Origin of the sequence: Hanamia caeni, assembly GCF_003721595.1 — a bacterium.
Taxonomy (GTDB): Bacteria; Bacteroidota; Bacteroidia; order Chitinophagales; family Chitinophagaceae; genus Ginsengibacter; species Ginsengibacter caeni.
This window is the reverse complement of record NZ_RJJR01000001.1, coordinates 106,323-132,689: the sequence shown is the minus strand read 5'-3', so window position 1 is coordinate 132,689 and position 26,367 is coordinate 106,323. Positions and strand designations below refer to the sequence as shown.

At 40.5% G+C, this 26,367-nt stretch carries 20 protein-coding genes and 2 tRNA genes; 1 reads left to right on the top strand and 21 read right to left on the bottom strand.

Annotation, left to right across the window (positions count from 1 at the left end; genetic code table 11):
• Window positions 1-22: 22 nt before the first annotated feature.
• From EFY79_RS00595 to pafA, 13 genes are all read right to left on the bottom strand, one after another.
• Window positions 23-2,269 (bottom strand): eCIS core domain-containing protein, encoded by a 2,247-nt coding sequence (locus tag EFY79_RS00595; protein ID WP_123118726.1) that lies wholly within the window; start codon window positions 2,267-2,269, stop codon window positions 23-25.
• Window positions 2,266-2,523 (bottom strand): hypothetical protein, encoded by a 258-nt coding sequence (locus tag EFY79_RS00590; RefSeq protein ID WP_123118725.1) that lies wholly within the window; start codon window positions 2,521-2,523, stop codon window positions 2,266-2,268. Before EFY79_RS00590 ends, EFY79_RS00595 begins: the two co-directional genes overlap by 4 nt.
• Window positions 2,524-2,527: 4 nt before the next feature.
• Window positions 2,528-4,495 (bottom strand): ATP-binding protein, encoded by a 1,968-nt coding sequence (locus EFY79_RS00585; RefSeq protein ID WP_123118724.1) that lies wholly within the window; start codon window positions 4,493-4,495, stop codon window positions 2,528-2,530.
• On the bottom strand, window positions 4,495-5,841 hold the full coding sequence (locus EFY79_RS00580; RefSeq protein ID WP_123118723.1) for a DUF4255 domain-containing protein: 1,347 nt from the start codon (window positions 5,839-5,841) through the stop codon (window positions 4,495-4,497). Before EFY79_RS00580 ends, EFY79_RS00585 begins: the two co-directional genes overlap by 1 nt.
• A gap of 3 nt (window positions 5,842-5,844) precedes the next feature.
• Entirely contained in the window at window positions 5,845-6,558 is a 714-nt protein-coding gene (locus tag EFY79_RS00575) for a hypothetical protein (protein WP_123118722.1), read from the bottom strand.
• Window positions 6,555-7,298: a T4 family baseplate hub assembly chaperone gene (locus tag EFY79_RS00570; protein ID WP_148041814.1), complete on the bottom strand. Its 744-nt coding sequence runs from the start codon at window positions 7,296-7,298 to the stop codon at window positions 6,555-6,557. The genes EFY79_RS00575 and EFY79_RS00570 overlap by 4 nt, the downstream gene beginning before the upstream one ends.
• An 11-nt stretch (window positions 7,299-7,309) precedes the next feature.
• Complete coding sequence (locus EFY79_RS00565) at window positions 7,310-7,837, bottom strand: phage tail protein (RefSeq protein WP_123118720.1); 528 nt, start codon at window positions 7,835-7,837, stop codon at window positions 7,310-7,312.
• 18 nt (window positions 7,838-7,855) lie between these two features.
• Window positions 7,856-9,529, bottom strand: coding sequence for a phage tail sheath family protein (locus EFY79_RS00560; protein WP_123118719.1), 1,674 nt, complete (start codon window positions 9,527-9,529; stop codon window positions 7,856-7,858).
• 326 nt (window positions 9,530-9,855) lie between these two features.
• Complete coding sequence (locus tag EFY79_RS00555) at window positions 9,856-10,668, bottom strand: helix-turn-helix domain-containing protein (RefSeq protein ID WP_123118718.1); 813 nt, start codon at window positions 10,666-10,668, stop codon at window positions 9,856-9,858.
• A gap of 647 nt (window positions 10,669-11,315) precedes the next feature.
• Window positions 11,316-14,537, bottom strand: coding sequence for an error-prone DNA polymerase (locus EFY79_RS00550; RefSeq protein ID WP_123118717.1), 3,222 nt, complete (start codon window positions 14,535-14,537; stop codon window positions 11,316-11,318).
• Window positions 14,538-14,546: 9 nt separating this feature from the next.
• Window positions 14,547-16,049, bottom strand: coding sequence for a Y-family DNA polymerase (locus EFY79_RS00545; protein ID WP_123118716.1), 1,503 nt, complete (start codon window positions 16,047-16,049; stop codon window positions 14,547-14,549).
• A gap of 1 nt (window position 16,050) precedes the next feature.
• Window positions 16,051-16,782 (bottom strand): ImuA family protein, encoded by a 732-nt coding sequence (locus tag EFY79_RS00540; RefSeq protein ID WP_123118715.1) that lies wholly within the window; start codon window positions 16,780-16,782, stop codon window positions 16,051-16,053.
• A gap of 340 nt (window positions 16,783-17,122) precedes the next feature.
• Window positions 17,123-18,775 carry an alkaline phosphatase PafA gene (pafA, locus tag EFY79_RS00535; RefSeq protein WP_123118714.1) on the bottom strand — a complete coding sequence of 551 codons (1,653 nt, stop codon included), beginning with the start codon at window positions 18,773-18,775 and terminating at the stop codon, window positions 17,123-17,125.
• A gap of 137 nt (window positions 18,776-18,912) precedes the next feature.
• Between pafA and EFY79_RS00530 the strand changes: the two genes are divergently transcribed.
• Complete coding sequence (locus EFY79_RS00530) at window positions 18,913-19,602, top strand: SDR family NAD(P)-dependent oxidoreductase (protein ID WP_123118713.1); 690 nt, start codon at window positions 18,913-18,915, stop codon at window positions 19,600-19,602.
• Here EFY79_RS00530 and EFY79_RS00525 read toward each other — a convergent pair.
• The 8 genes from EFY79_RS00525 to EFY79_RS00490 form a co-directional block, all read right to left on the bottom strand.
• Window positions 19,599-19,943: a c-type cytochrome gene (locus tag EFY79_RS00525; RefSeq protein ID WP_123118712.1), complete on the bottom strand. Its 345-nt coding sequence runs from the start codon at window positions 19,941-19,943 to the stop codon at window positions 19,599-19,601. The genes EFY79_RS00530 and EFY79_RS00525 overlap by 4 nt on opposite strands.
• A gap of 2 nt (window positions 19,944-19,945) precedes the next feature.
• Window positions 19,946-21,133: a molybdopterin-dependent oxidoreductase gene (locus tag EFY79_RS00520; protein WP_199727402.1), complete on the bottom strand. Its 1,188-nt coding sequence runs from the start codon at window positions 21,131-21,133 to the stop codon at window positions 19,946-19,948.
• Window positions 21,134-21,279: 146 nt separating this feature from the next.
• Window positions 21,280-21,355 (bottom strand) — tRNA-Lys (locus tag EFY79_RS00515).
• Between the two features lie 44 nt (window positions 21,356-21,399).
• Window positions 21,400-21,470: transfer RNA gene (locus tag EFY79_RS00510), tRNA-Gln, on the bottom strand.
• A gap of 89 nt (window positions 21,471-21,559) precedes the next feature.
• Complete coding sequence (locus EFY79_RS00505) at window positions 21,560-22,498, bottom strand: L-histidine N(alpha)-methyltransferase (RefSeq protein ID WP_123119207.1); 939 nt, start codon at window positions 22,496-22,498, stop codon at window positions 21,560-21,562.
• 5 nt (window positions 22,499-22,503) lie between these two features.
• Window positions 22,504-23,673 (bottom strand): ergothioneine biosynthesis protein EgtB, encoded by a 1,170-nt coding sequence (egtB, locus tag EFY79_RS00500; protein WP_123118711.1) that lies wholly within the window; start codon window positions 23,671-23,673, stop codon window positions 22,504-22,506.
• Window position 23,674: 1 nt separating this feature from the next.
• On the bottom strand, window positions 23,675-25,243 hold the full coding sequence (locus EFY79_RS00495; RefSeq protein ID WP_123118710.1) for an ABC transporter permease/substrate-binding protein: 1,569 nt from the start codon (window positions 25,241-25,243) through the stop codon (window positions 23,675-23,677).
• Complete coding sequence (locus EFY79_RS00490) at window positions 25,236-26,198, bottom strand: ABC transporter ATP-binding protein (protein ID WP_123118709.1); 963 nt, start codon at window positions 26,196-26,198, stop codon at window positions 25,236-25,238. Before EFY79_RS00490 ends, EFY79_RS00495 begins: the two co-directional genes overlap by 8 nt.
• Window positions 26,199-26,367 lie beyond the last annotated feature (169 nt).

Here is a 26,367-nt window from a genome sequence, read left to right as displayed (position 1 = left end):
ACTGACATTTATATTCTTATTGCTATTTTCCGAAAACAGCACTAAAGGTCCAATCAGGAAATTCCTGCTGAAGGCGTTTTATCTGAATGCCAACTTGTGCCCGAAGATCCGGTGTATCGGCATCAATGCGAAATTCATATTTCCGTACTCCTTGCAATTCTTTAATTGTAGGCACATCCTGCGAGCCAGCTTTCTGTGCCGGTTCTTCTGTCATCTTTTCCGAGGGGCGAGTTGCAACGGCGGTTTTCAAGTTTCCGATGCGAGTTTTAGTTTTGGTATAGATTTGATTCTCAGCCCATGTTACTTCATCCGAACCAGGAAAAGGTTTGCCTGTTTTAGGATTAACTTTTCCGAGCCCCTCGGCTGATTTTTTCTCCCGGATTGTGCCTTCCTGAACTTCATCTATTTCTCCGGTTGGAGCTCCTTTTTTATCTGTAATTTTTACCCCCTTTGCTCCACCAAGCTTCGCATCTGCTCCAGCCTGTATCGCGCCCATAACTCCAGCAATAACTAAGCCTTTTGGATCGGCAAGCCGCTCCGCAAGAATTTCTAAAAACTCTTCCCATGTAATATTTTGCCCTTTTAATCTGCCGTAGACAGCATCAACAGAAGTTATAAATGCGGTTGATAATTCATGCGTAATCAGGCTGCTGAAAATCCTTCCAAAAGCAACCGCACCAATATTTCGCACAGCCGGATTTCCAACTAATCTTCGGAAGATAATATTAGATATTTTACCGCCAAATCTGGCAAGTATCAGGTTCACAACAATATCTACCCCAACTTTTGTCCAGTCAACCTTATCTCCAAGAGCCATCTGCATGCCTGCACCTCCAAGAGTAGCTGCTATGGGAGCTCCTGTTGCAATAATGTTAGCAGTAGATACTGTTGCTACTTCAAAACCAAAAGCTGTTGTTGTGGTTACGGCGCCAGTGCCTGCCGCAGCAGCACCTCCGGTGGCGATAATTGCGAGTACGCCAAGCGTAACGAATGATGCATCCCTTGTGAACTCCAGTACTGTAATAGTCTTTTCACCACTGCTAATGATTCCCTCATGGTATTCTCTCCATAAAATCAGGGCATGCTTTGCCGCCCTTTCACACTCGGCAAGTTGTTTGCCTGCCCCCACAAAATCATCAGATTGCAACGCAACTTCAGCAGCGCTTTTGCTCAATTCAGCTTTTTGCACTTCGTCAAGCAATTGAGGGATTTTATCCTGAACCCCGGCAAATGTTATGACAACTGAAGAAACGATTTTATGCTTGTCATTGATCTCCTTTTGGATTTCATAACCATTCTTCGCGTAATCTGAATTTCGCTTTGCTTTTTCAAGGTTTGTTTTTATAGATTTTTTAGCAGTTGAAATAAGCAGTGCCTGTTGATCATGTGTTAGTGTAATTTTCCTTCCCTGGAATTCTGTCGTGTATATTCCGCTTGCTTTGTCTGAAGGTTTGATTGATTGAACTGCAGTCATTACATCAGCTATATTCTGCAACTGATTGTCTCCAGATAATTTAAGGGCAGCATTTGATGAAATAGGCTGACTTCCAGTTTTTTGAGATGACGCATCTGGGTGCCTCTGGATAGAACGTCCTTCATTTGTACGCTGCTGCACCACATGTGTTAGCTCATGCGCCAGTAACTTTTTTCCACCTTCATTCCCAAGCGAATATTTACTTTTATTAAACACAATATTATTTCCGTAAGTATAAGCAGATGCATTAATAGAAGCCGCACTTGCCGCCGCCTTTTCATTATTATGAATTCTTACATCCCTAAAATCATAATTAAATCGTGATTCCATAAATGAGCGCGTTCCATTATCCATAGGCTTACCAGGAGAACTTAAAACATCATGAACAATGGGTGGAGCAACGGATGGTGATGAATTCTTATTTTCTTTTCGCTGTACCTTTTTTTCTTCATCCTCTTTTTCACACTCAGCACATTTACGTTGAATATTCGTACCGGATGTGTTGTAAGAGTTTTGGGCAACATCTTTATCGCTCATGCGCATTACTTTATCGGCCATTGCATCTGCTTCTTGCTCATATTGATCCCCCGGCTGATTGATCTGAAGCTTTGGTTGTACCCATGAGTTATTGCCTGAATTATGAAAACTAATTTTACCAAAATTAAAAGCAGGTGTGTTTTCCAATTTAGAAGGTACAATATTCTTATTAACAGAGCTATCTTCTTTCTTTCTAAACAAAGAACCTACAATTGACAGGCTTTTATTTTCTGCTTTTTGAGATGCTATACTCGTCATTTTCCAAAACTTTTATACACAGCATATGCAATCTTATTGCCTGTTGCCTCACTTTTACTCTCTTTATTGATATTGAAACAGCCGGCGTTTACTGATGGGAATTTACCACCTTGCTGCAGTGCAACTGGTATTGGTTTTTCTGTAAAAAGCCTTGTTAATTCCACTTCAATAGCTTGTGCAATGGCGTAGCGCTGATGCGGAGAAAAACCATGTAACACCAATTCATCAATATGCAATTCTGTTCGGTGATTCATTTTATTATTTCAATTCAAAGCTGCTAAAAGGTTTTTCGAGTTTCAGATGTTCTGATTTTGCTGCACGGGATATATGACACATTAATACCGGCTTATCTTCCTCTGCTGCAAGGAATGCAGCGTTCAATGCTATATTGCGTATGTTTCCGCCGGATAAGTTAAGTTTAGCCAATTGTTCCATATTAAGACCTTCTTTAGGTGTATTGGCAGGGAAAATCTTAGTCCATATTTCTGCCCGTTGTGCAAGATCCGGGAAGGGAAACTGCACTACGAAACGAATGCGCCGCATGAAAGCTTTATCTAAGGCATTTTTCATGTTAGTGGTAAGTATGGCTAAGCCACGATAAGCCTCCATTCTTTGTAAAAGATAACTTACTTCAATATTGCTGTAGCGGTCGTGGCTGTCTTTTACGTCGCTTCGTTTGCCAAAAAGTGCATCCGCTTCATCAAATAATAAAATCCCTCCGCCATTTTCTGCAGCATCAAAAATTTTTTTCAGATTCTTTTCTGTTTCGCCAATGTATTTGTTGATCACGTTGCTCAGGTCTATTCTGTACAGATCAAGGTGTAATTCATTTGCCAGTACTTCCGCTGCCATCGTTTTACCGGTTCCGCTTTCTCCAACAAACAGTACGGTTATGCCCAGGCCACGGGTTTCTTTTTTTTCGAAACCCCATGTTCCATAAACCTTATTGCGTTGACGCACATGGATGGCTATTTCCTTCAAAATTTCTTTCTGCGGAGCTGGCAAAACCAAATCATCCCATTCGGTAGGCGATTCAATCCGTTGCGCTAATCCATCCAATTGAGGACGTGTAAGCCGGCAACAGATCTTCCATAAGTCGTTGTCTGAGTTTGTTTTTTTGCTACTGGTTTTTCTTTCTCTTATTACAGTGTTTAGCTCATTGCACGCTTTGTCTATAGTAGCAGTGCTCATACTAAATTGCGATACCAATCCGGATAATGATTCCTGATTGATTTTTGTTCCAAGACGTTGTTTCCATAATATGAGCTGTTCGTTCGGTAGAGGTTTTTGGACATCAAAAGCAAACTGTTTGTTTCCCGTCTCGGGGACCCATTGATTGCTACTGATAATCAGGAGGCCATCTACATTTTTAATAAAATAGATGAGTGACTGGACTTTTGATTTGTCGTTCATATCTAAATCAACGGTATCGAGAAAGAGTGCATAATTGTTTAACGATGCTTCCCTGTTCCATAATAAAGTCAAGTCAGAAATTTCAGCAACATCAGTAGGAAGTGAATATATTGAGAGAGTATAGAGGGACAAGCCCTTTTGTTCACTAATATGGGCAGCGATTTTTAATTTATCCGTCTGCTGATTTCCTAAAAAGAAGATATACGGTTGTTTATCTACTTCGCTTTGTAAACAAGTATTCAATATTAATTCCGCAAGCTCATACTGAGAAGGAACCAGTTTTTCATCTACCTGAACGGGTTCACAAATTTTTTTCAGCTTTTCATTCATGCTTTTTACACCGGTTAAATAATGCAAAATTTGCTCATTAATTGTAATCAAACTATTTGCTAACGTGTCTGCCCTATTTATTCTGATTAATTGCCAATACCTAAGCCGCGCATCTGGTGAAATGGCATCCCAATGTTGTTTGGAGAAAATAGAAAATGCAAGGCTAAACGTAGGTTGAACTGATAAACCATTTTTGCCTGCCGCTTTACCAAACTCAGAGTCAAATTCAGGCGCAGCAGCTAATAATATTACGGCCTGTTCAAAATCTGATAATTTTAATTTATCAGACAGCCGGATAAATGGCAACATCGGCTGAAAGCTTTTATGTTCATTGATCAGTTGCTGAAACTGTTCATGAAAGTCAGGTTTAGGAGCATGATCATCAGCGTTATAAAGGCATTCAATTTGTTCATTGATGAGTTGGATACCGTTTGTCAGAAATTTCTGGTTTGCCTTGCTCCAGGTATTGAAATCTTCCATCATTATTGTATTGTTATCACCTGCGACGCGTCTGAACCAAGCGGGTAGTTAACCGGACTTTCGATGCCGTCAACCTGTACGCGAACGGCATATTGTGCTTTCACAACATTCTGAATCGTTATGGAAACGGTGTCTGTAGGGACGGCACCCGGATCAGTAATAAGACCAGGAAGAGATGTTACAAAAGTGTATGCCGGAAAATTCCCATTTACATCTGCCGTTAAAGCGTTAAGCAGTAAAGCAACTTTTTGCCCGGGTTTTGCTTTAGGATTGATTGTGACTGTTATATTTGATGAACCATTAGCAGGGATTGTAACCGTTGCCGGGGTAGCTTTTACAAGCCTGGGTGAAAGAACAAATGTTGATGGCTCTGACTCAACACCTGAATGTTTGGGTTGTGGCGGAGAGTCATTTCCCATGGCAATGGGTTGTATAATTTTTATGTCATGGTTTCCCGCTTCCAAATTCAAATCATCAGTTAACTGAAAAGAAATTCGTGTATCCGTTATTATCAATTTGCTTGTTTGTGGCACTGCATGAGAGCCGTCAATTACCACCTGCGTATTTTCATTATAAAAATTAGCTCCGGAAAGAATCAAAAAATAACCATTCAATATCTTCTGATCACCAAGAACAGGCTGTCCTTCTGCGGACTGAGATAGTACTTCTTCTATTACAGGCTTTTTGAGCGGTTGTACATAGATGTTTCTTGTTTTTACCGGAGGCCCTTTTTTTGTTGATTTGTCACTTTCAATTAAAACCACCGTCACTTTATATGCCGCTGTTGGCCTGTATTTAGTTGCAAAGGCTGCCCACAATTTTGAGATATCTTCTATACTTAATATCTCAGGAGTAATCGTAATCATTTCTACCTGATCAGCTAATCCTGAATCAGAAAGTTTCCGGAGGGAAGAAGGAAGCGCCGTAAAATTTCCTCCAACTGGCGAACCAATTGATGTGTTGATGGCTTTGCGATCTAATACAGGTGTCTGATGCAACAGTTGCATCCCATATCCTAATAGAATATCTGTATGAAGTTCCTGCGAACCATAGGCGGTTAACAGGTAGTGTAAGTCAATAGCTAAAGGTGGATTATCAACTCTATTGCCGTTACCGTTAAAAGAAGGCAAGTCAACATTTTTCCATCCCTGGTTATAAGTAGCCTGGTACATAAACAGGTTTAACTGGCTTTGTTCATTGTTTACTGAAGTGTCGATCTTATCAGGAGACAATGCTGTAACAATGACATTTACCCCAATGCCGCCCGACACATTATGATCTATCAATCCATTATTAAGTAAATCTTTCAGGACATAGGTTACTGATGCAATACGAAGAGCAGTAGTCATTTCTTACTTATCACTGTTACGTTTTTTTAAATAATCTTCCAAGGACATTGGTGGCTTTTGATGGGCAGTGTTGATCTTTTTCTCAGGTTGTGATGAAACGATTGCTCTTACGTCAATTCTACCTATTGATACTTTTATAACCGGTAATTCATTTTCATTCGCTTTGTCTTTGAAGTTGACGTTGTTTACCGAAAGATTTTTTTGCAATGTGTAGTTATCCTGATAAAAAGCAGTGTTTGTTACATTAAATACATCTTTATGCCCGGAAGCAAAATCCTTTTTTTTCAATTCAGGCTCCCTTTCAGTTTTACGCGAATTTTCAAAATTATTTGTTTCAACGTTGTGTTCATTCAGGTTTAGCGCGTTCCTTTCTTGAAACGACTGTCCCTCATAGTAGCCATCCAAATGCGAGTTTGTATTGTTGTTTATAGTCGGTTTTATTTCCAAAAAAGGCTCATTATAGTCAACATTGGTCATTTCCATATTTGGAGCAGGATTAACCTGGTTAAGGCTTTCAAAATTTTCGAAAGCATTTTCCTCTTTCGATCTTATTTGATTTTTGGGTGTAATGATCTCATCAATCTGCTCAATAAAATTCGTCTCGTGACTGCTTTGATTTTCCTGATTGATTTGCTCAAACCTCCCGGTTGTCCTGGGCTCTATATTATTATTTGGGTTTAAGTGCCGTTTCAGTATATGATTTATAAAGCCATTCATCGCCGGATCATATCAATATACAACCTTCGTCTATTGGAACTCATATTTAGAATATCCTTTTCTGACCATCTAAAAAATCCGGCGAGCAAATAAACCTCCTCGAGAATTTTTTTTGCCCAGACATTAATCTCTGACCACAAATAACTTCCGATGTCAAAATTCATTTCCCAGGAATGATTACAATTTGGACAAACCAATTGCATTCTTATATCTGCCTGTGGATCTTCTTCACTCATACGATCGTTTAACGCTTCCCAAACAGATTCAGGCAGATTGTTGATGTCATATTCCTGATTATCTTTGGTTGCTGACAGAATGCATTTCGAAATGACTTTTTTGTAGCTATTTTCAGTCAGATGCTCTATTGAAGTCAGATTCAAAAGATCAGCAGAGTTTAAAAGTCTGAATTTTATGTAATAGCTATCCTTTTCCAATTCATGGTTTTTCAAAGAAAAATATTCCGGAAAATCCTGCAAGTGCATGGCGTTGCTATTACTTTCCCATTCTATTGTTTCAGAACAATTCTGGCAGTTGGCTTTGTTTCGAAGTGTTTTTCCAAATAGCCATTCCCTTATTTCCAAAAGCCTTGCGTCTCTCTCGCCAATACTTAACCTGGCAACCTGGTCGATGTTGTCTGTTGAGTAAACTTTGCTTAACAGCCTGAGCGATTTTTCAAGCATTGACTTACCCGAAGTGGTATCCCACAACTCGAGCAATTCATCTGTTGCAAGGGGTTTCAATAGAAACTGTATTATGGCTCAGTAAAAGAAGGCTCAGAAGGCTCAGTAACCGAATAATCTCTTTCCCAACCTTCGTTTTCAAGTTTGATGTGCTGAATAGCTACCGCATTTGCGTTTGCATCAAGATCTGGCATCGATTGAAATTCAGATACCCAGCAGCGATAAACGTTATAAGCAATTACCACCTGTCCGGCTTCATTTAATAAAACAATCCTGATCTCCTTCCGGAAATCTTTCAGGGAAACCTCTGCCCCAAGTCCTGATCCAAAGTTCCACACCTTGTTCGCCCATTGCTCAAAATCAACGTCATGTGTAACCCCGCGTTCAAGTGTAATTGCATCAAACTCCGTTCTTCCTGGTGATTTGCGGCTACTGCTGGGGTCTCCACCCTCCCGGTGCTTTACAACTTCAGTAGTTTTTTTAAGCACACTTACTTTACTGATACCGGCTACAGGTTTGGTGCTACCGACCCAATAAACCAGAAATTTGAAATTCTTGTATGGATCGAAGCGTTGAGGATTAACTGTGAACTCTGCCATAATTAAGGATTTAAAATTTTAAGTATCAATTTGACCAGCTAACTGCTGAATTTGAATTATTACGAACTCTGCCGGTTTTAAAGGAGCAAAACCGACCAGTATATTCACTATGCCCGAATTAATATCGTTCTGGGTAGTTGTTTCACTGTCGCATTTAACCAGGTATGCCTCTTTTGGAGTCTTTCCCTGAAAAGCACCCTTCCTGAACAAATCATGCATAAATGCCCCGATGTTTAACCGGATCTGCGACCACAACGGTTCATCATTCGGCTCAAAAACAACCCATTTAGTTCCGCGATATAAGCTTTCCTCAATAAATAGCGCAGTCCGTCGCACAGGAATGTATTTCCAATCTGAAGCCAGTTCGTCAGCTCCATCCATTGTGCGGGCACCCCAGATAACATTCCCATAGACAGGAAAGGATCTCAGGCAGTTGATTCCTATCCGGTTCAGTTTTCCGTTTTCATCATCAGTCATCGGTACTGTAAATTCGGTTACTCCGTTTAATCCGGCAGTTATTCCGGCGGGAGCTTTCCAAACCCCTCGTTGCGTGTCGGTATTTGCAAATGTACCAGCAATCATACCGCACGGAACAAACTCTTCTATTTCATTATTCACCAATATATTTGGCCGCTTAATTCGTGGAAAAAATAATGCAGCATTGCTTCTGATTTCAACTTTCAACGAAGGAGGATAAACCGAATCAGAGAAGTTTCCACTTGCGTCGGAGATCTGATGCCAGGAGCTTATGGAATCAATGATCATGATCGCTCTGCGTTTTTGACAGTAGCCAACGGCATCCGGTATCACAGAAGGATCTATATCTATAGGTCTTTCACTTTCATCACCCGTTGATAAGAATGGGGGGATACATAAGATATTAAAAAGATCAGTTTTTTCAAGCATATACAGCCCTTGCTTTTTACTTTGGTCACCTCTTACATCAGATGATGTCAGATGTATGCCATCGTCGCCCGGCACAGATATAGCTGAGGGGATCATAGATGGACTTGAGGGAGGGCTCAGTGGAGTTTCATCTGTAACCTCCAAGGGAAGTTTCACAGGCGAAGTTGGAACAATGTACTTGTTATTCGAATCAGTATTGACTCGTACCAGATTAGAAATTTGTTCCAGCACACGGGGTAAATAGCCGGCTTTGCCCGCATCAGTCGTAACATTTAGAAATTGTTCGATCGTTTTCGACTTTTTATTTTCATCTAACTCTTTTACCGTTAAGTTGAAAAGCGTAGCGCCGCCTGATGGTAAATTTTTTTTCTCTTTTGTATTGTAATCTATTGTGACCGTCAGGTTACTTCCCCAGGCACCGGGATTTGCGGCTATTAGTTGTATCTCATCGTCCGGGTCAGCATAGCCTGTAGGTATTCTGATTACAGCTCGCCCGTCTCCGGGAGGGGAGCCAGGAGAAGGATGAAACAGACGGACGATAACAGCCTGGCTGCCTCCATTAGAGAAGAAGTCCTGTACGGCAAAACTCATCGGACTTAAATTCCATAAGCCTCCGAAAATCCGTTGAAAATCACCGAAGTTGTAGATGATCACGGGCTTATCTACAGGTCCTCGTTCCGCTCTTCCTATAAATGCTGTAATTGAAGTAGCTACGCCCGTTATAGTGTGGACTCCGCTCGAAACTTCCTGAATATAAACACCAGGATAGGTTGGTTGAATAGGCATATAAAAAAATTAAAGAGTGAAAGATTACTGTTATAAGCGCGTAAACTGAAAAGTAGTTTATGACTGAAAAGCTTCGCTACTCTCAATCACATTCGTATTGAAATTAAATACAAACTCCTATTGCCACTTAGAGTGGACGAAACTAAAAGGATAAGATTTTAATAGTTACAGTACAGGATATAAAGAAATTAATGCGGAAGTCTATCTATGATTAACCCGTAAATAATTTTGTCTTCTAAGATAAGAGGGTTCGTAACAACGATTCAAGTAAATCATAATAAAATTAATATTCAGCGATTTATATTCGTTGTAAAAAACCGACAATTTTAGCTTCCATATAAAAACTTTTCGAGATCGCCCTTTGAATGATAATAATCGGTGGGACTCTTCGCTGAAAATTTTTTAAAGTCGTGGTTAAAATGCGACGGGTCAGTATAATTTAACTGGTAGGTAATATCTTTCCAAGTAAATTTCGGCATTGATTCAATCATCCGCAATGCTTTATTAATGCGGGCAATTCTCGAAAAAGTTTTTGGCGAAATTCCAATATTTTCAATAAAACATCTTTCAAAATTTCGTTCACACATATTGACTTGGCTCAATAAATATTTCATCTTGATATTTCCATTTTGACATTGAATCAAGTCGCAAGCATATTCTATTTTTTTTGTGGTAACGAGAAAATTCTTAAGACTCTTTTGCAATAAATACTCTTCAATAATTTTAATTTGGTTTTCAAGATTAGAGGTTCCGAAAATCTTTTGAACTAAATGGATCGCTTCGGCGCCCGCAATTAATTGAAGATCAATTCTACAATCCCTAAATTGATTCATTGGAATTCCAAAAAGCTGATACATTGCTGTCGGCTTGAAATAAATTGCTAATACTGTAATTTTTTGATGGAACATTATTTTATTAGGTAGAGATATTTGTCCAGCGGCGTAACTTCTTAAAATGGGAACATTGCCATAAGTGTTACATAATTGCATCATGCCGTTCAATACAAAACAGATATTTTGAAAGTTGGTGGGAATGAGGTTTTGAATTACTGGTGTATTTGAATATCCCTGATATAGGACAAATTGTTTTACAAACGGCTGCAAAGCAGGCTGGGCCTTGATTGATGTAAATGAATACATAAAAATATTTTTAGAAATAACTGATCACAGATCTCTCATTAACATTTTCATTATACACATTCATAACTTTTGAAAAGCAATCACTCTCTAGCTGCTTATCTTTTCTTGATATAGCAGTAGTGTTTTGCAAAAGGTTACGGAATTTATTGTGGAAAGGAGGCAGAAAATTTAGTAACTAACTCAAGTTTAATGTTTAACAGATTCGTTTTACTAATTATGGTTTGAAGATACTGGTTTTTCAGCAATACGATTTAATTTTTTTACAGTTTAAAACTCATACACTATTCTAATTTCTGGGGTAAAAAATATCACGACCGTTTAGGCTATGCGTAGTGATATTGTGTTGAATCGTCTGAAATATTCCGTACTTAGGCACTTCAATTTCGGGTATAAGTGTATTTTTGTCAAGTTAAGTCATCCTTTGTAAAGGTTTGTAAGATTTCACCGGCAACTTGGAACTTAATCGAGTGAAAAATCGAGTAAAAAAATAAGGAATTGTAATTCAATAAATTAAAGCGACCTAACCTTTCCCGTCCGGTCCGCAGAAGCCTCAGAATAAAACCTGAGGCTTTTCTATGAATTCCCGCAGTATTTCCCATAAATAACTCTCGCGCGAAGTGCCTCCTGTGGTGGAACAGATAATGTTGTCATTTAAAATTCCTTGCTTCAGGAAATATCTTTTCCTGCGCAACTTCCCGTACCTGTGATCTCTTATTCAATGCCGGTGGTATGGATTTTTCATCCCGATATGCGAGTGTTAATACAGGGAGGTTCTCATTATTTTTTGGGGTAAGGGTTCTCAATAAAGAAGAAAAATTATAGCATCGCTTTACGATCACATGGATCACCTCACCTTCAATTTGTAATTTACCTTCTAACATGATCAACCGTGATTGTAAGATCTCTCTCCGGAATTTTTCAAACAAGCTTTCAAAGATTACTACGTTGGCAAATCCTGTTTCATCTTCAATGGTCATAAAGCATATACCACCTGCGGTTCCGGGCCTTTGGCGCACCAATACCAGCCCGGCTACTTTTACCATATCCCCATTTTTAATAGAAGACAATTTTTTGGTAGATACCACGTGAAGCTGATCCAGCTTTCCCCTTATAAAGCTTACGGGATGCGCTTTCAAAGAAAGAGAGGTGGCAGCATAATCGTGTACCACATGCTCGGATGTCGTCATCAGGGGCAAGGATATGTTCTCGCCTTTTGAGTCTGCCGCGGCCTGTCCGGAAAACAGGGCAACAGGCCGGTCTTTTGTGGATACTTCCCATAAGGCCTGCCGCCGGTCAAAACCAAGAGTTCTGAAGGCATCGGCATCCGCCAGTTTTTCCAAAGTAGCCTCTGAGATGCCTGCATCGCGAAGCTCATTAATACTGCTGTACCTTTTTTTCCTGTTGAGAATAAGCAGCTCCATATCCTCCTGCCGCAAGCCTTTTACTTGCCTGAAGCCAAGACGTAAACCGCAATGTTTCCCTGCTTTTTCTTCCAGTAGATTATCCCAACCGGAATGATTAATATCCACCGGCCTTACTTCCACGCCATGCTTTCTTGCATCAATAACAATTTGCGCCGGCTGATAAAACCCCATCGGCATACTGTTTAATAAGGCACATGCAAACACATCAGGATAGTAGCATTTTATCCACGAAGAAACATATACCAGCAAGGCAAAGCTGGCGGCATGGCTTTCAGGGAAGCCATAGCTGCCAAATCCTTCCAGTTGTTTAAATACCCGTTCGGCATATTGGTGCGTATATCCATTTTGCATCATTCCTTTGATTAGCTTTTCTTCAAATTTGGTGACAAGCCCTTTCGCTTTAAATGTGGCCATACTGCGACGCAGCTCGTCAGCCTCCGCAGGGGTGAAGCCAGCAGCCACAATAGCGATCTTCATGGCCTGTTCCTGGAAAAGCGGAACGCCTAATGTTCTTTTCAAAATTTCTTCCAGCTCTTTGGAAGGATATTCAACCGGCTCTTCATTATTTCGCCTGCGTAAGTACGGGTGTACCATATCGCCTTGTATAGGGCCCGGCCTTACGATAGCCACTTCAATCACCAGGTCATAAAAGCAGCGGGGTTGTAACCTGGGCAACATAGATTGCTGGGCGCGGCTTTCAATCTGGAAAACACCAATGGTATCTGCGTGGCAGATCATTTCATATACAGCAGGATCATCCTGTGGGATATTAGCCAGCGTAAGATCAAGGCCATAATTTTCTCTGGCAAGATCAAAGGCTTTGCGGATGCACGTAAGCATTCCCAAAGCCAGCACATCAATTTTCATAAAGCCCAGCGCATCTATATCGTCCTTGTTCCATTCAATGCAGGTCCTGTCTTCCATGCGTGCATTCATTACCGGTACCAGGTCGCAGAGTTTGCCGCGGGTAATCACAAACCCTCCTGTATGCTGGCCAAGCTGCCGTGGAAAACCCATGAACTCTCTTGTGAGCTGTAATACTTTGCGAAGATGAGAATCGCCGGGATTCAGGCCCTGTTCGGTCAACCGTTTTCCTTCAAACCATTCGTCCGTAAATTCCCAGATGGAAGCCGACAGGCGATTAATGGTATCTACTGATAAACCCATCGCTTTTCCCACATCTCTTATCGCGCCTTTTTGATGTTGCTGCGTAACGGTTGCAACAATTGCCGCCCTGTCGCGCCCATATTTTTGATAGATATATTGGATCACTTCTTCACGGCGCTCATGCTCAAAATCCACATCAATATCCGGCGGCTCATTGCGGGCCGAAGAGATAAAACGCTCAAACAGCAGGTCAAATTTGGTAGGATCCACCGAAGTAATTCCGAGGCAATAGCAAACTGTTGAATTAGCCGCAGAGCCGCGTCCCTGGCAAAGAATTTTTTGCTGCCTGGCGAAGCGCACCATATCATACACTGTAAGGAAATACGCCGCATAATTCATCTGCTCAATAAATTTTAATTCATGGTTAATGGCGTTTATTGTTTTTACAGGAAGATCATTTCCATAGCGTTCTTTCGCTCCCTGCCACGCAAGGAAAGTAAGCTCTTGCTGCGGTGTGCGGCCATCAGTAGTAATCTCTTCAGGATATTCATATTTTAGTTCGTCCAATGAGAATTGACAGGCTTCCGCAATTTCCTGCGTACGAAGAATGGCTTCAGGGTAATGGCTAAACAAACGCAATATTTCATCTTTTGGCTTAAGATATCTTTCAGCATTTGGATACAGGCGAAAGCCCGCGTTATATATAGTGCACTTTTCCCGGATGCAGGTTACAATATCCTGCAATTGACGACGCGCCGGTTCGTGATAATGCACTTCATTCGTGGCAACCAAAGGAATCTTCAATTGAGTTGACAATTGTGCCAGCTGGTATAAATATTTACTGTCATCGCCCTGGTAACGACGGGTTGCTGCAATGGAAAGATCATCACCAAAAGCTTCGCGGTATTCTTTCAAAGCTTTTATAAAAGAGTGGTCAAACTCAAATAATTCATTTAATTCAGTTGGTGGCAGCACAACAAATTTTACGTTTTTTGCATATTGATATACATCAGATCTATATAAGTGGCATTCTCCTTTTTCTGCCCGAAGATTGCCGGTAGTGAGCAAGTTACAAACTTGCGAATACGCTTTATTGTTAATTGGATAAGCCAGCAGGCTGAAGCCATCCAAGAGATCAAGACGGCAACCTGCGATAATACGGATGCCATATTTTTTGGCAGCCGCATGAGCACGCACAATACCGGCCAGAGTATTATGATCTGTTATGGCTATTTCTTTATAACCTAACGCCGCAGCCTGTTGAACCAGCTCTTCGGGATGAGAAGCGCCCCGCAGAAAACTGAAATTAGACGTTACCTGTAATTCTGTATAATTCATTTTTACATTTTAGGCAAAGAAGCCATGAATAAACCATTGATACGATTTAGCTGCATCATAGTGCCCTGACCGGAACAGCCAGTAGCGATACCCGTCTTCATCTTCCACACAATAATAGTCGCGGTGTTGACCATCCTGGAGCCACCATTCCGCCTCAATTCTTTCCGGACCATCGGCCTTTATTACTTTATGCAGCTTGTCTTTATATCGAAACAACATCGGTGGATAATCAGGGATGGGTGCGGTGACTTCAATAGGTTGGGGCCTGGATAATAGTTGCAACGGCCTTGGCCTGTCCACCTTCCAGGCAGTTTGGATTGTTTCATTTAACGAGGAAGCTTCTTTGAATGAACGCTCAGGCCAGTAATGCTCAGCAGGAATATAGCGATGAATGTTATAAGCGCCGACCTTCCCTGCTATCCGGTCCAATAGTTCAGATAGCTCCACATTATCCAGGTCCATCTTGCTTCCCCATAGTTGTTCCTGTAACGTTGACAGGTCTTCTACTTTTGAAGCTTCGAGTGTAAATAATTCTATTCCTGATGCAGGTTCAATAGATTCGATTTTGTTCTCAAATAATTTAAAAAGATGTTTAGAATTACAGGATGGCCTGTTGGTCCCGATTTCAATCTTTTGAACTTTACCATCCATACGGTAACCTTTAAACAAAGCCGTACGAAGTCCTTTTTGTTCCTGTTGAAGACGATGGCATAAGGCATCCAGTAATTTTTGTAAGGCGATTTCAATTCCTGTTGCCGTCATAATGGGTTCCAGGCAAGGCAACCGTTCCTGGTAAGGCTCGATGGGTTGTACCGGGTTGATCCCATCTTCTTCATTGCCCAAAGCCTGGTCTAAACGCTGCAGAATCTGCGGACCAAAGCGGCGGCGTAAAGCAGAACGGGGCATACTGATAAGCTGGCTGATTTGTCTTAGACCTAGTTTCTCTAACCTTTCTATTACAGAGTCTTCAATTCGAAGTGCTGCCGGTGGCAATGAAAGGAGCGCCGCATGTTGCTGGCCACTTTCAATAATTGTATCATTTGGGCTGAACCGGGCAATGGCCCATGCAGCGCCAACCGTATCTACCAATGCTATGCTGATATCGTAACCGAAACCCTTAAAACGTTTACGGATATCCGTTAGATATAATTTTTCTCCACCCCATAGATGGGCACAGCCTGTCACATCAAGAAGAAGGCCATCCGGCGGGTCAATGGCCACAGCAGGCGTATAGCGGATGCACCATTCTGCAAGTTCATTCAGTAACCGGGCAGAAGTCTGCGGCTCATCATCCAGTATTTTTAAAGAAGGAATAAGGGCTCTTGCATCTGCTACTACCATACCCATATCAATTCCTTGCTTTTGAGCTAACTTATTTGCCGCTGTGATGACCATTCGTCCATGATCAGGCAAAGCCAGGACAAAAGGCTTATCATGAAGCATAGGCCGGCGACGAATCCACCAATCCGTTTTGAGATTACGGAACCATATCGAAATAAAGCGTTTCTGCATGTCATCCCGTTTTCTTCTGTTGCTGTGGATGAATTGCGGCGATCATTGGAATGTGCCTCAATCTTCCGGCGGCAAATTCTATCTGCCAGCTTCCCGGCCTGCCATTCCTGACCTTCAATAATTCCACATTCCACCGCGGAAAACCTACACCCGGCATACCTGCTGGTAATTCGCCTGGTAAAGAAGTTATTTTCCAACGGGTGAGGCAAGCATTAGTATTCAAATTGCGTGGATTACGGCGAACAATAAAACCTGTTACCTGGCTTTGCTCAATGGCCAGTTGCAGCCGTCTTGAAGCTGTAAAACTTAAATCCTGCACTTCGCCGATCACCGCTGATAAGCCTTTGCATTTGAGCGCTTCTTCCATTGCCCATAAAATCTCTTTTTCTTTTTTTAAATAAATGAAAATGATGTTATCGGGCCTGATACCAAAAGACTTTAATGCTGGTGGAAAAACAGACTGCGATGCACAAATCCAGATAGCAGCCCCGGAACTCCGCATAATTGAAGCAAGAATTCCGGCAATAAAACCAAAGGTGGCTGTAGCATCTTCTGCGCCATCAGCGATCAATTCATGGACAGCCCCTAAAGGAAAAGCTGCATTTGGGAAAGCATTTTTTATTGCTGCAGGAATTTCATCTAATGCTACGGCATTCAATATATTCTTGAATCCCTGCAAAGGAAGAATATCCTTTTTTAATTGAGCAATGATATTTGCTTTTGCCGTGTTCATGAAAGCATTAGAATGCTTAATATTTTAGGACAAAAATACTAAATATATTAGTAAATATACATCCTTTCGATATTAAATCTAATTGCTTACAAATCGACAATGCGACCAAAACAATCACCACAATAATGCAGCTTGAAAATTTAAAATTAATTACTGAGAATTTGGGATGAGATACAAAAAACGCCCTGTCATTTTACTGCCAGGGCGCCTCAATTCCGGTCTTCAGTTTCCGGTCATTTAACTGCAATTCGTTTGTTGACTACTTTCTTCCCCGCTTGTACCTTTGGGCAGAATTTAAATCTTCTTTATTTATCCATTTACTATGTAACATGAAATAATTCTATTTGCCGCCGATGTTTGAAGTCAATTCGGTAATCACTTCTCCCACACATCCGTTTGGCTGCTGAATGTGAAGAAGCGCCGCAAGTGTTGCAGAAATATCAGTCATATTTACCTTTCTGTTAGTACTCCCTTGTGGAATATGCCAGCCAAAAAATACCAAAGGGATGTGTGTATCATACGGATTCCAATTACCATGTGTCGTCCCGGCTTTTGAACGCCCACCATACCATGCGGGCTCAGGAATAATAATTACCGGCCCGGTTCTTTTTGAGTTATAACCATTAATAATCGCTGTTTTGATGGGTTCCGGAACAGGCGCATCACCAATGTTTTCTATATCAACGGCAAATTGAATCCCCGGTTGTTTTTCTAAAAAAGAAACTGTTGCTTTTTTCACATCTTCATAATCAAGTTTGTTGTCTTCAATTTTTTTCATGTCAAAACTCAGGTGATAATTAATTGAAGAGGATATTAATTTATCTACTCCAAATTTTTGATGTAGAAAATTGACAAGATTAGTTTCGATTTCATCTGTTGGCAGCAAATCAGCAGGAAGGTTGTGATCCTCCATAAAGCCAACTGAGTTGGCTGCGCCGTGGTCTGCTGAAAGGAACACAAGATAATTCCCCTTGCCTATCTTATTATCCAGGAAAGAAAAAAATGAAGCAAGATCCCTGTCAAGCCTGAGATATACATCTTCTACTTCAATCGAATTAGGTCCATATTTATGGCCCACATAATCGGTAGAAGCACAGTTAACCGTTAAGAAGTCAGTGGCTTTTCCATTACCAAGGTTGTATCCTTCGATTGCCGCTTTTGCAAAATCGAGTGTAAGCGTATTTCCAAAGGGGGTTGTACGGATGTTTCCTTTATCCTGTTTCACAAGGGCTGAAATCCGGTGGGGAAAAACCGGTGATTTTTCATTTTTGAAAAGCCCTTCCCAAGGCACATCATCAGCAGTACTTTGGGTATATGATGAAACCGGGAATAAGGTGTTCCATTCCTTTTCAGAAAGCTTTTCAGGCATTTTCAATTTGTTGAAATTATTTGCCCAGGACGGCAGTTCCTTCATATAATAAGTGCTGGTGATAAAATTTCCTGTTGCATCATCAAACCAAAATGCTCCGTTCGCGGTGTGGCCTGCGGGCAGGATAGAAGCCCTGTCTTTTAAAGAAACGCCTACTACCCGCGATTCGAAATTAGTAGCAAGCCGCAGTTCATCTGTAATGGTTGACACCAAAAGATTTCTTGGAGACATCTGCCCCTCTTTAGAAGAACTTCCTACCGTTGATACGGCAGTATCTTCTGTACAATACCATTTCCTGCCGGTAATCTGATCTATCCAGTCATTGCCTGTGATACCGTCAATCGCCGGGACAGACCCAGTAAATATAGTGGTATGGCCTACGGCTGTATAAGAAGGCAGATAATTAATGAAAGTATTTTCACAGGAAAATCCTTCATTCAGCAAACGTTTAAATCCTCCATCCTGATACCGCGGATAATACCGGTACAGGTAATCCCAGCGCATTTGATCCACAGCTATACCCACCACCAGTTTGGGCCGTGTTATCTTCTGGGCATTTAAAATTGTAATAGAAATAAAACAACCTAAAAAAAGAAAAAGGAAAAATTTTTTTGTAAAATTCATGTCGATTATTTTGGTCTAAATCCTCAAATATAAGGTAATCACAATTAAGGCCGGACAATGAATGATTAGCGTTAAGATGTAATTAAAATACTGACATTAAAATATAACTTTGATAAAATCACTTTAAAAGATAGTTGATGAAAACAGTAATTGTAACAGGCGCTAACGGCAATCTTGGTAGCGCTGTAGTTAAAAAATTTATACAGCAAGGATTTTTCGTATGCGGAACTTCACTACACCCTTCAAAAACAGGCGACGATCCTTCTTCCGACATGTTCGAACAAACTATAGTGAATCTTGAAGATGAAGTTGAATCAGAAAAATTCATTCATAAAATAGTTGAAAAATATCACACCATCGATGCGGCCGTCCTGACCGTAGGCGGATTTGCAAAGGGAACAATCAGTAACACAACAACTGCAGATATAAAAAAGCAATACCAGTTAAATTTTGAGACAGCGTACAATGTAGCAAAGCCCGTGTTTGAACAAATGATGAAGCAAGGCAATGGAAGAATTTTTATGATTGGCTCCAAACAAGGTCTTTCTCCAAAAAAAGGTAAAGGGGTAGTTGCCTATGCATTGGCAAAATCGCTGCTTTTTCGCCTGGCCGAAATAATGAATGCTGAAGCACAAGGAAAAAATGTAGTAACAAGTGTGGTAATTCCCAGCACAATTGATACGCCTTCCAATCGCGAAGGAATGCCTGATGCGCAATTTGAGAATTGGGTAAAAGCGGAATCAATTGCCAATGTGATTTATTGGTATTGTACCGGCGAAGCCTCCGCCATCAGGGAGCCTGTTATAAAAATTTATAACAACGCTTAACTTTTCCCTTTTACTGTTGCTAAATATTGAATAATTATTTTCGCCGCAGAATCTGAAACAGGCGCTCCGAAAGTTTTTCGCATTTTGGTAACAATGCTTGCCCAGGTTTTTTCAGGGAAATCCGGTTGAGTGGCCACCAGTGCCGCTGAATGGCAAATCACGCAATTGGCATTAAAAGTTTGTGAGCCGGCAGCAGTGGGTAATGTAACCTGCACATTCTTAAGATCGGGTGCAGTTGTTGCCAAAGCCTCTTTTGGATGATCGGCAGCATCTTTACAGGAAACCACAAAGATGGCAAATACAAAAAAAAGAAGTCCGCTTTTTAAGTAAAGATTCTTCATGGCTATTCTGCTTTTAATGGTAATATTTCAATTTCATTGCGCATATATCCGCTGTGGTTCCACTGATGCTTAGGCTGGGTTTCTCCTTTTGCATTTGTCGCTTTTACATACAATTTATAATCGCCCTTTTGCGTAGGTGAAAATGTATAATGCCATCTTCTCCACGAATACTTTCCGAGATTGGGGCCGAGTCTTGCCGGCTGCCAGGTTTTTCCGCTATCTGTTGACAATTCAACTTTGGTGATGCCAAAGCCGCCGTCAAAAGCAACACCCTGCACGTCTGTTTCTTTACTTACCGGCACAGTTTCATTCGGTTCCGGGGAAACAAATAAAGAACGCACATCCATCACACTGATGGGCTCAACATTCGTAGCTATCGAATCAGGAGATTCATTTCCGTTCGCGACTCCCTTTGGAACGAGGTATGCCTTTTTCATCCAAAATCCGTCGAATGGTTCTGTATGTACGGTTATATCGCTCAGCATTCCTACCCAATAGGTGGCAAACCATCCCGGCACTACTAATTTAAGAGGATAACCGTTTAATAAGGGCAACGCTTCTCCATTCATTTCATACGCCACCATTACCTCGCCATCTGTAGCATGCTCATAAGACAAGGATTTTTCAAAATCAGGAACAGAGGCCATCGGGGGCACATCAAGCCCGTTAAAACTCACCTCTTTTGACCCCGGTTTCCTCCCTGCATATTCAAGGATGTCTTTCAGCTTAACACCCGTCCACTTTGCATTGCCCATTGCTCCGTTTTTCCATTGACCGCCGGGCACCCTTGGATCAAAAAAGCTTCTTGAATTGCCGGAGCACTGGCATAAGGCTGTGATGGTATAAGGAGTAAACTTTGTTTTTAAATCATTGAGCGATAAAGCCACTTCCTTACTAACGTTGCCGCCTATACGTAAACGAAAAGTATCCGGGTCAACAGCAGCAGGCAGGCCAGACAGATGCCAGCGAACAAAAAATACTTTGTTTGGCGTATAATCCTCAAGAAAATATTTCAAAGGTGTTTCGAGGTTTGGCGGCCTGTCTGAAAGAAGCAGCATGCTGTCTTTACCATCAGGCTTTACCCACAAGCTTGTAGAGTCATTTAACGTACTCTGCTGGTTTTTGCCCGGTTCAGTATTGCATGAAAAAAACAAAAATGAAAATAAAATCAGGCTGGCAATATTTTTCATAAAAACACAATTTTTATGCACAAGCAAATCAGATAAAATTTAAAGATAAAGTTTATGTTTCAGAACAGGCAGCAGATAAAAAAGTCCTGGCAATATTTTCATTTAATATGTAATCAAAAGCAGATTCCTTGTCACCCGATATTATATGGTGACCCCGCAGGGACTCGAACCCTGGACCCGCTGATTAAGAGTCAGCTGCTCTACCAACTGAGCTACGGAGTCGTTTTAATAAACGAAATGATACCTTTTCAGTATCATTCTTTTTGTTACCCGACCTGGATTCGAACCAAGACAAGCAGAATCAGAATCTGCTGTACTACCATTATACTATCGGGCATTGGGAGTGCAAATTTAAGATTTGTTCATCTTATTCGTAAAATAAAAATCATTAAAATTTGTTGGTTTACTATTAAAAAAAATAAAATTTTAGTTGCAAACGAATATTACATCTACGAAATAATGATGACTGTCAAAGAAATTAGCCTGGTTAGCAAACCCAGCCTCAGCTGTAATCTTGTTAATCTGATGCATTGAATATTTTTGAGAGATTTCCATGAAAACAGGTTCATCTTTTTCAAAATGGATTTCAGCTTTCCCGATTATTACCGATTGTTTTTTCAGGGAAATCAGATAACTTTTACAGGCGCCGGTGGAAGGATCATACATGGCATAATGTTCAAAATTATGCTCAATAAAATTTCCATTTAATTCATTGTTGATTCGATGGAGCAAATTCAGATTAAAGGCTTTTGTATATCCTTCCGCGTCATCGTAGGCAGCTAAAATCTTTTTAGGATTTTTCTTTAAATCAAAACCAATTAACACCAAATCCCCTGTAGACAAAGAATTGCGTAGTCTTGAAAGAAACGCGGGCATCTCGTCAAATTTAAAATTCCCAATATTTGCGCCGAGAAATAATACCAGCTTCCTGTTTGATGAAATGTTTTTAGCTGAACTGAGCATTTCAAAATATTCTCCTGCAAGACCTTTGATAGTCAAATCCGGAATTTGTTTTGGCAAGTCATTTTCTAAAAAAGTAATTATATTTTTTGAAATATCAATGGGAACATAGTTATCAATCACATTCCTTGCAGATAATTCTTTTAATAAATGGATCGACTTGGTTACATCGCCTGGACCAAATTCTATTACATCCAATTTATCAGCATTTTTTATCACCTCATCAGCCATGCTTTTTTGCTGAGTCGAAAAAATTTCCATCTCTGCATTAGTGAGGTAATATTCATCACTTTCCATTATTTTTTGGAAAAGCCTGTCGCCCTCTTTATCGTAGAAATATTTTGAATCTAAATACTTTGGCGATGCCTGAAGGCCTTTCAGTACATCATCTAAAAATTGTTTCATATTTTTTATTGGGCTAACCGGATTCCCGTATATTGCCAACGAAGATTTGGTTGAAAAAAATTGCGATACGTAATGCGGCTATGTCCGGGTGAAGTAACGTCAGAAGCGCCGCGGAGCACTTGCTGGTTCACCATGAATTTGCCATTATATTCCCCTATTGCGCCAGGCGCTTTTTCAAAGCCCGGGTATGGAAGATAAGCGCTTTCTGTCCATTCCCATCTTCGCCCCCATTCAAAATTCGGAGCAGCGGCTTCCCATTCAAACTCGGCAGGAAGTCGCATTTTTTTCCAGGCTGCATACGCATTTGCCTCATAAAAACTAATGTGGCAAACCGGTTCGTCAGGATCAACGGGTTTCAATCCCTCTAAGGTGTAATTGAACCATTTTCCCTCAATGAAATGCCAATACATCGGGCTATCCGTTTCTGTTTGTTTCAACCATGCCCATCCATCAGAAAGCCAAAGATTAAAATCTTTATAACCACCACCGTTCATAAATTCAAGATACTCTTTGTTGGTAACAAGAGATTTGGAAATGCTAAAATCGTTAAGAAAAACGCGATGGCGCTTCAATTCATTATCGAAACAAAAACCATCGCCATCAAATCCAATTTCATAAATGCCTTCTTTTATTTTTACAAAATCAGAATCTGCTTTATTTGCCTGCCTACCGGACAGGTAGGTTGGTTTACTAACAATTTGATTTTTATAAGCCGGAAACAATGGATTATTTCCAAGTATGTATTTTATATCAGTCATTAAAAGCTCCTGGTGCTGCTGCTCATGATTGAAGCCAATCACTAAAAGTTCTTCCACTTCTTTTGAAACCTGGTGCCCCAAAAAATCATCCATCGCCTCATCTACATGCTTTCGGTATCGATAAATATCTTCAACAGTAGGCCTGCTGAGGTTTCCACGGTCGGTACGGATTACCCGCGCCCCGGCATTTTCATAATAACTATTGAAAACGTAATTATAATTTGAATCAAATTCTCTATAATCTTTCATATTTGGTTTCAAAACAAAAGTTTCAAAAAACCAGGTAACATGCCCAATGTGCCATTTCGGAGGACTTACATCCACAACCGGCTGCACAACGTAATCCTCTGTCTGCAAGGGTTTGCAGATATCTTCTGTATACGCTCTTATTTCTTTATATTTTTCCAATAAATTCATTTCATTTGTTGTTTAAATAATTCACAAGATCCGAAATACGCTGAATACCTTTTTCATCAGCTTGTTTTCTACGCATCATCAGTGCATACGTATTATTAAAGCCTATCGGTTTTAACCATTCCAGATTATAATTTTTCAAAAATTCTGACTGAACATAAGTATACACTTTTTCACTATTGCTTCCCAGCTTTGCAATCACAGCGCCGGGCGCCTGCAAAATTACCAAAAGGCCGGTTCCTGTGTATTCAGGATACATATCAATTTGTTGGTTTACTAACGCATCAAAACAAATCTTTGTTCCTCCCAGGCCTGTTTTGGTTTCCACCTTCAGATGAGTATTTCCTCTTATTAACATTGAATACATGGCTGCCAGGATATATTGCTCGCCGAAAATTTTGGAGCCAATCCGTATCGTTCCTTTATCAGCGATTAAGGGATTTTTATACAAACTCCGTTCCATTAAAAATTGCTTTGCCACTTGTTCAGGGGATCGTTTTAAATAATCCACCTGGTAATTCAATTCAGTCATCACGGAATCATTAATCTTTCCGGACAATTGATTCAAAACACTTTTCAATTCAGGATACTTCGCTAAAATTTCCGAACGCACGAGAGGCGCAGCATAATAGGGTGGAAAAATGCCTTTATCATCTTTTAAAATTTTAAGGTCGAATGCTTTCAACCGTCCATCTGTGCTGTATCCGTCTATCACATCCAATTTCTTTTCATACACTGCCTTATACATCACTGCATCGCTGATAACTACCGTGCGAATATTAAGTTTGTACACTTTTTTTAATCCCAGGTATCCATCTTCTCTGCCCATAAATTCAGGTGTGAAGCCGGCGAGCATTTTGCTGCGATAAAAGTCAGGCAGTATATAAAAGGAAGAAAGAACCACGATACAAACCGGTATTAACCAAAAGGAAATTCTTACTTTTCTTACATTCAATTTTTGCAATCGCGATAAAATAAAATCGAAAAAAATCGCAAGCAGCGCAGCGGGAATGGCGCCTGCTAAAATCATATTGGTATTATTTAATGCAATACCTCCAAAAATAAATTCTCCTAATCCTCCTGCACCAATGTAAGACGCGAGGGTGGCGACGCCTACGTTTATCACCGTGGCTGTCCGTATGCCAGCGAGTATAACGGGCATGGATAAGGGTAGTTTTACCTTTCTCAAAATTTGCCCTGTTGTCATTCCCATGCCTTTCGCAGATTCGAGTACAATCGGATCAACTTCATTCATTCCAGTGTAAGTATTTCGTACAATCGGAAGCAGCGCATAAAGGAATAAGGCAACGATTGCCGGAACTGGCCCTATCCCAAGCAGTGGTATCATAAAACCAAGCAATGCAATACTGGGAATAGTTTGTAATACATTGGTAATACCCAATACAGGTGCAGCCAGCTTTCTTTTTCTTGAGATATAAATGCCTAAAGGAACACCAATAATTACGGCAAATAATAACGAAATAAAAGTAAGGCCAATATGTTGAAGTAGCTGGTCAAAGATTTTGCCGGATTGCTCCTTCATGAAATAAAAAAGAGTGGGTGCGTCATTCATGGCTTTGCCGCTTTATAGCCTCAAGGCCCGTAAATAAAGAGTCGTAGCCCGCATGTCTTATTTCTCCGGCAGCGTTTTTTATTGAAAGATACTTTTGCTTTTCAGACTGGAGTAATTCAAGAGCATCCCATAAGCTCAGTGTATCTTCTGTAAATGTCAAATTATTTTCATCGGTTGCTGAATATTGCAAATGTTTAAAAATATCTTTTAGAAAAACAGCATTTAATTGCAATTCCATTTCCTGATTAGAAAAAAATTCAGATACAAAATCGCTGGCAGGATGAAACAACAATTCAGCGGGTTTGCCCTGCTGCACTATTTGCCCCTTGTCCATCAATAAAATTCTATCCCCCAATTCAAAAGCTTCGCGAATATCATGAGTGACCAAAACGATTGTTTTATTTTTTAATAAGTCAAGGCCCGAAAATTCTTTTGTGATTTTTTTTCTTGTGATGGCGTCAAGTGCACCGAAAGGCTCGTCCATTAACAGTATTGGCGGATCGGCAGCGAGCGCCCTCGCCAGGCCAATTCGTTGTTGTTGTCCTCCACTCAATTGTTCGGGGTAAAGAGATAAAATGCTTTCATGAAGATGGACTTTATCTAACAATTCGGAAATGCGGCTGGCAATTTTTTGTTGTGGCCATTTCAAAAGTTGTGGCACTATAGCAATATTTTCCGAAATTGTATAATGAGGAAAAAGTCCGTTATGTTGCAAAACATACCCGATATTTCTTCTAAAATTTTCCACCGGAATGTCCCTGATATTTTCACCCCGAACCAAAATATTTCCGGAAGAACAATCTATTAACCGGTTAATCATCCTTAATGTAGTAGTCTTTCCACATCCGCTGGTACCAAGCAACACAACCGTTTCGCCTTTGCCTACCTCGAACGAAATATTATCCACTGCAGTGTAAGAGCCAAATTTCTTTGTAACATGCTGAAGTGAAATCATGCGGATTATTTAAAACTAAACAACAAGAGAAAAAATTAAAGTTAAGCATTTAATGCACTGGAGTAATTTCACTTTTTCATGCAAAATTGAAAAGCGCTGGCAAAGCTTACCAGTGTTTTAATGTTTCAAAATTGGTTATGCTGCAATTTGCACGAAAATTGTTCTTCCC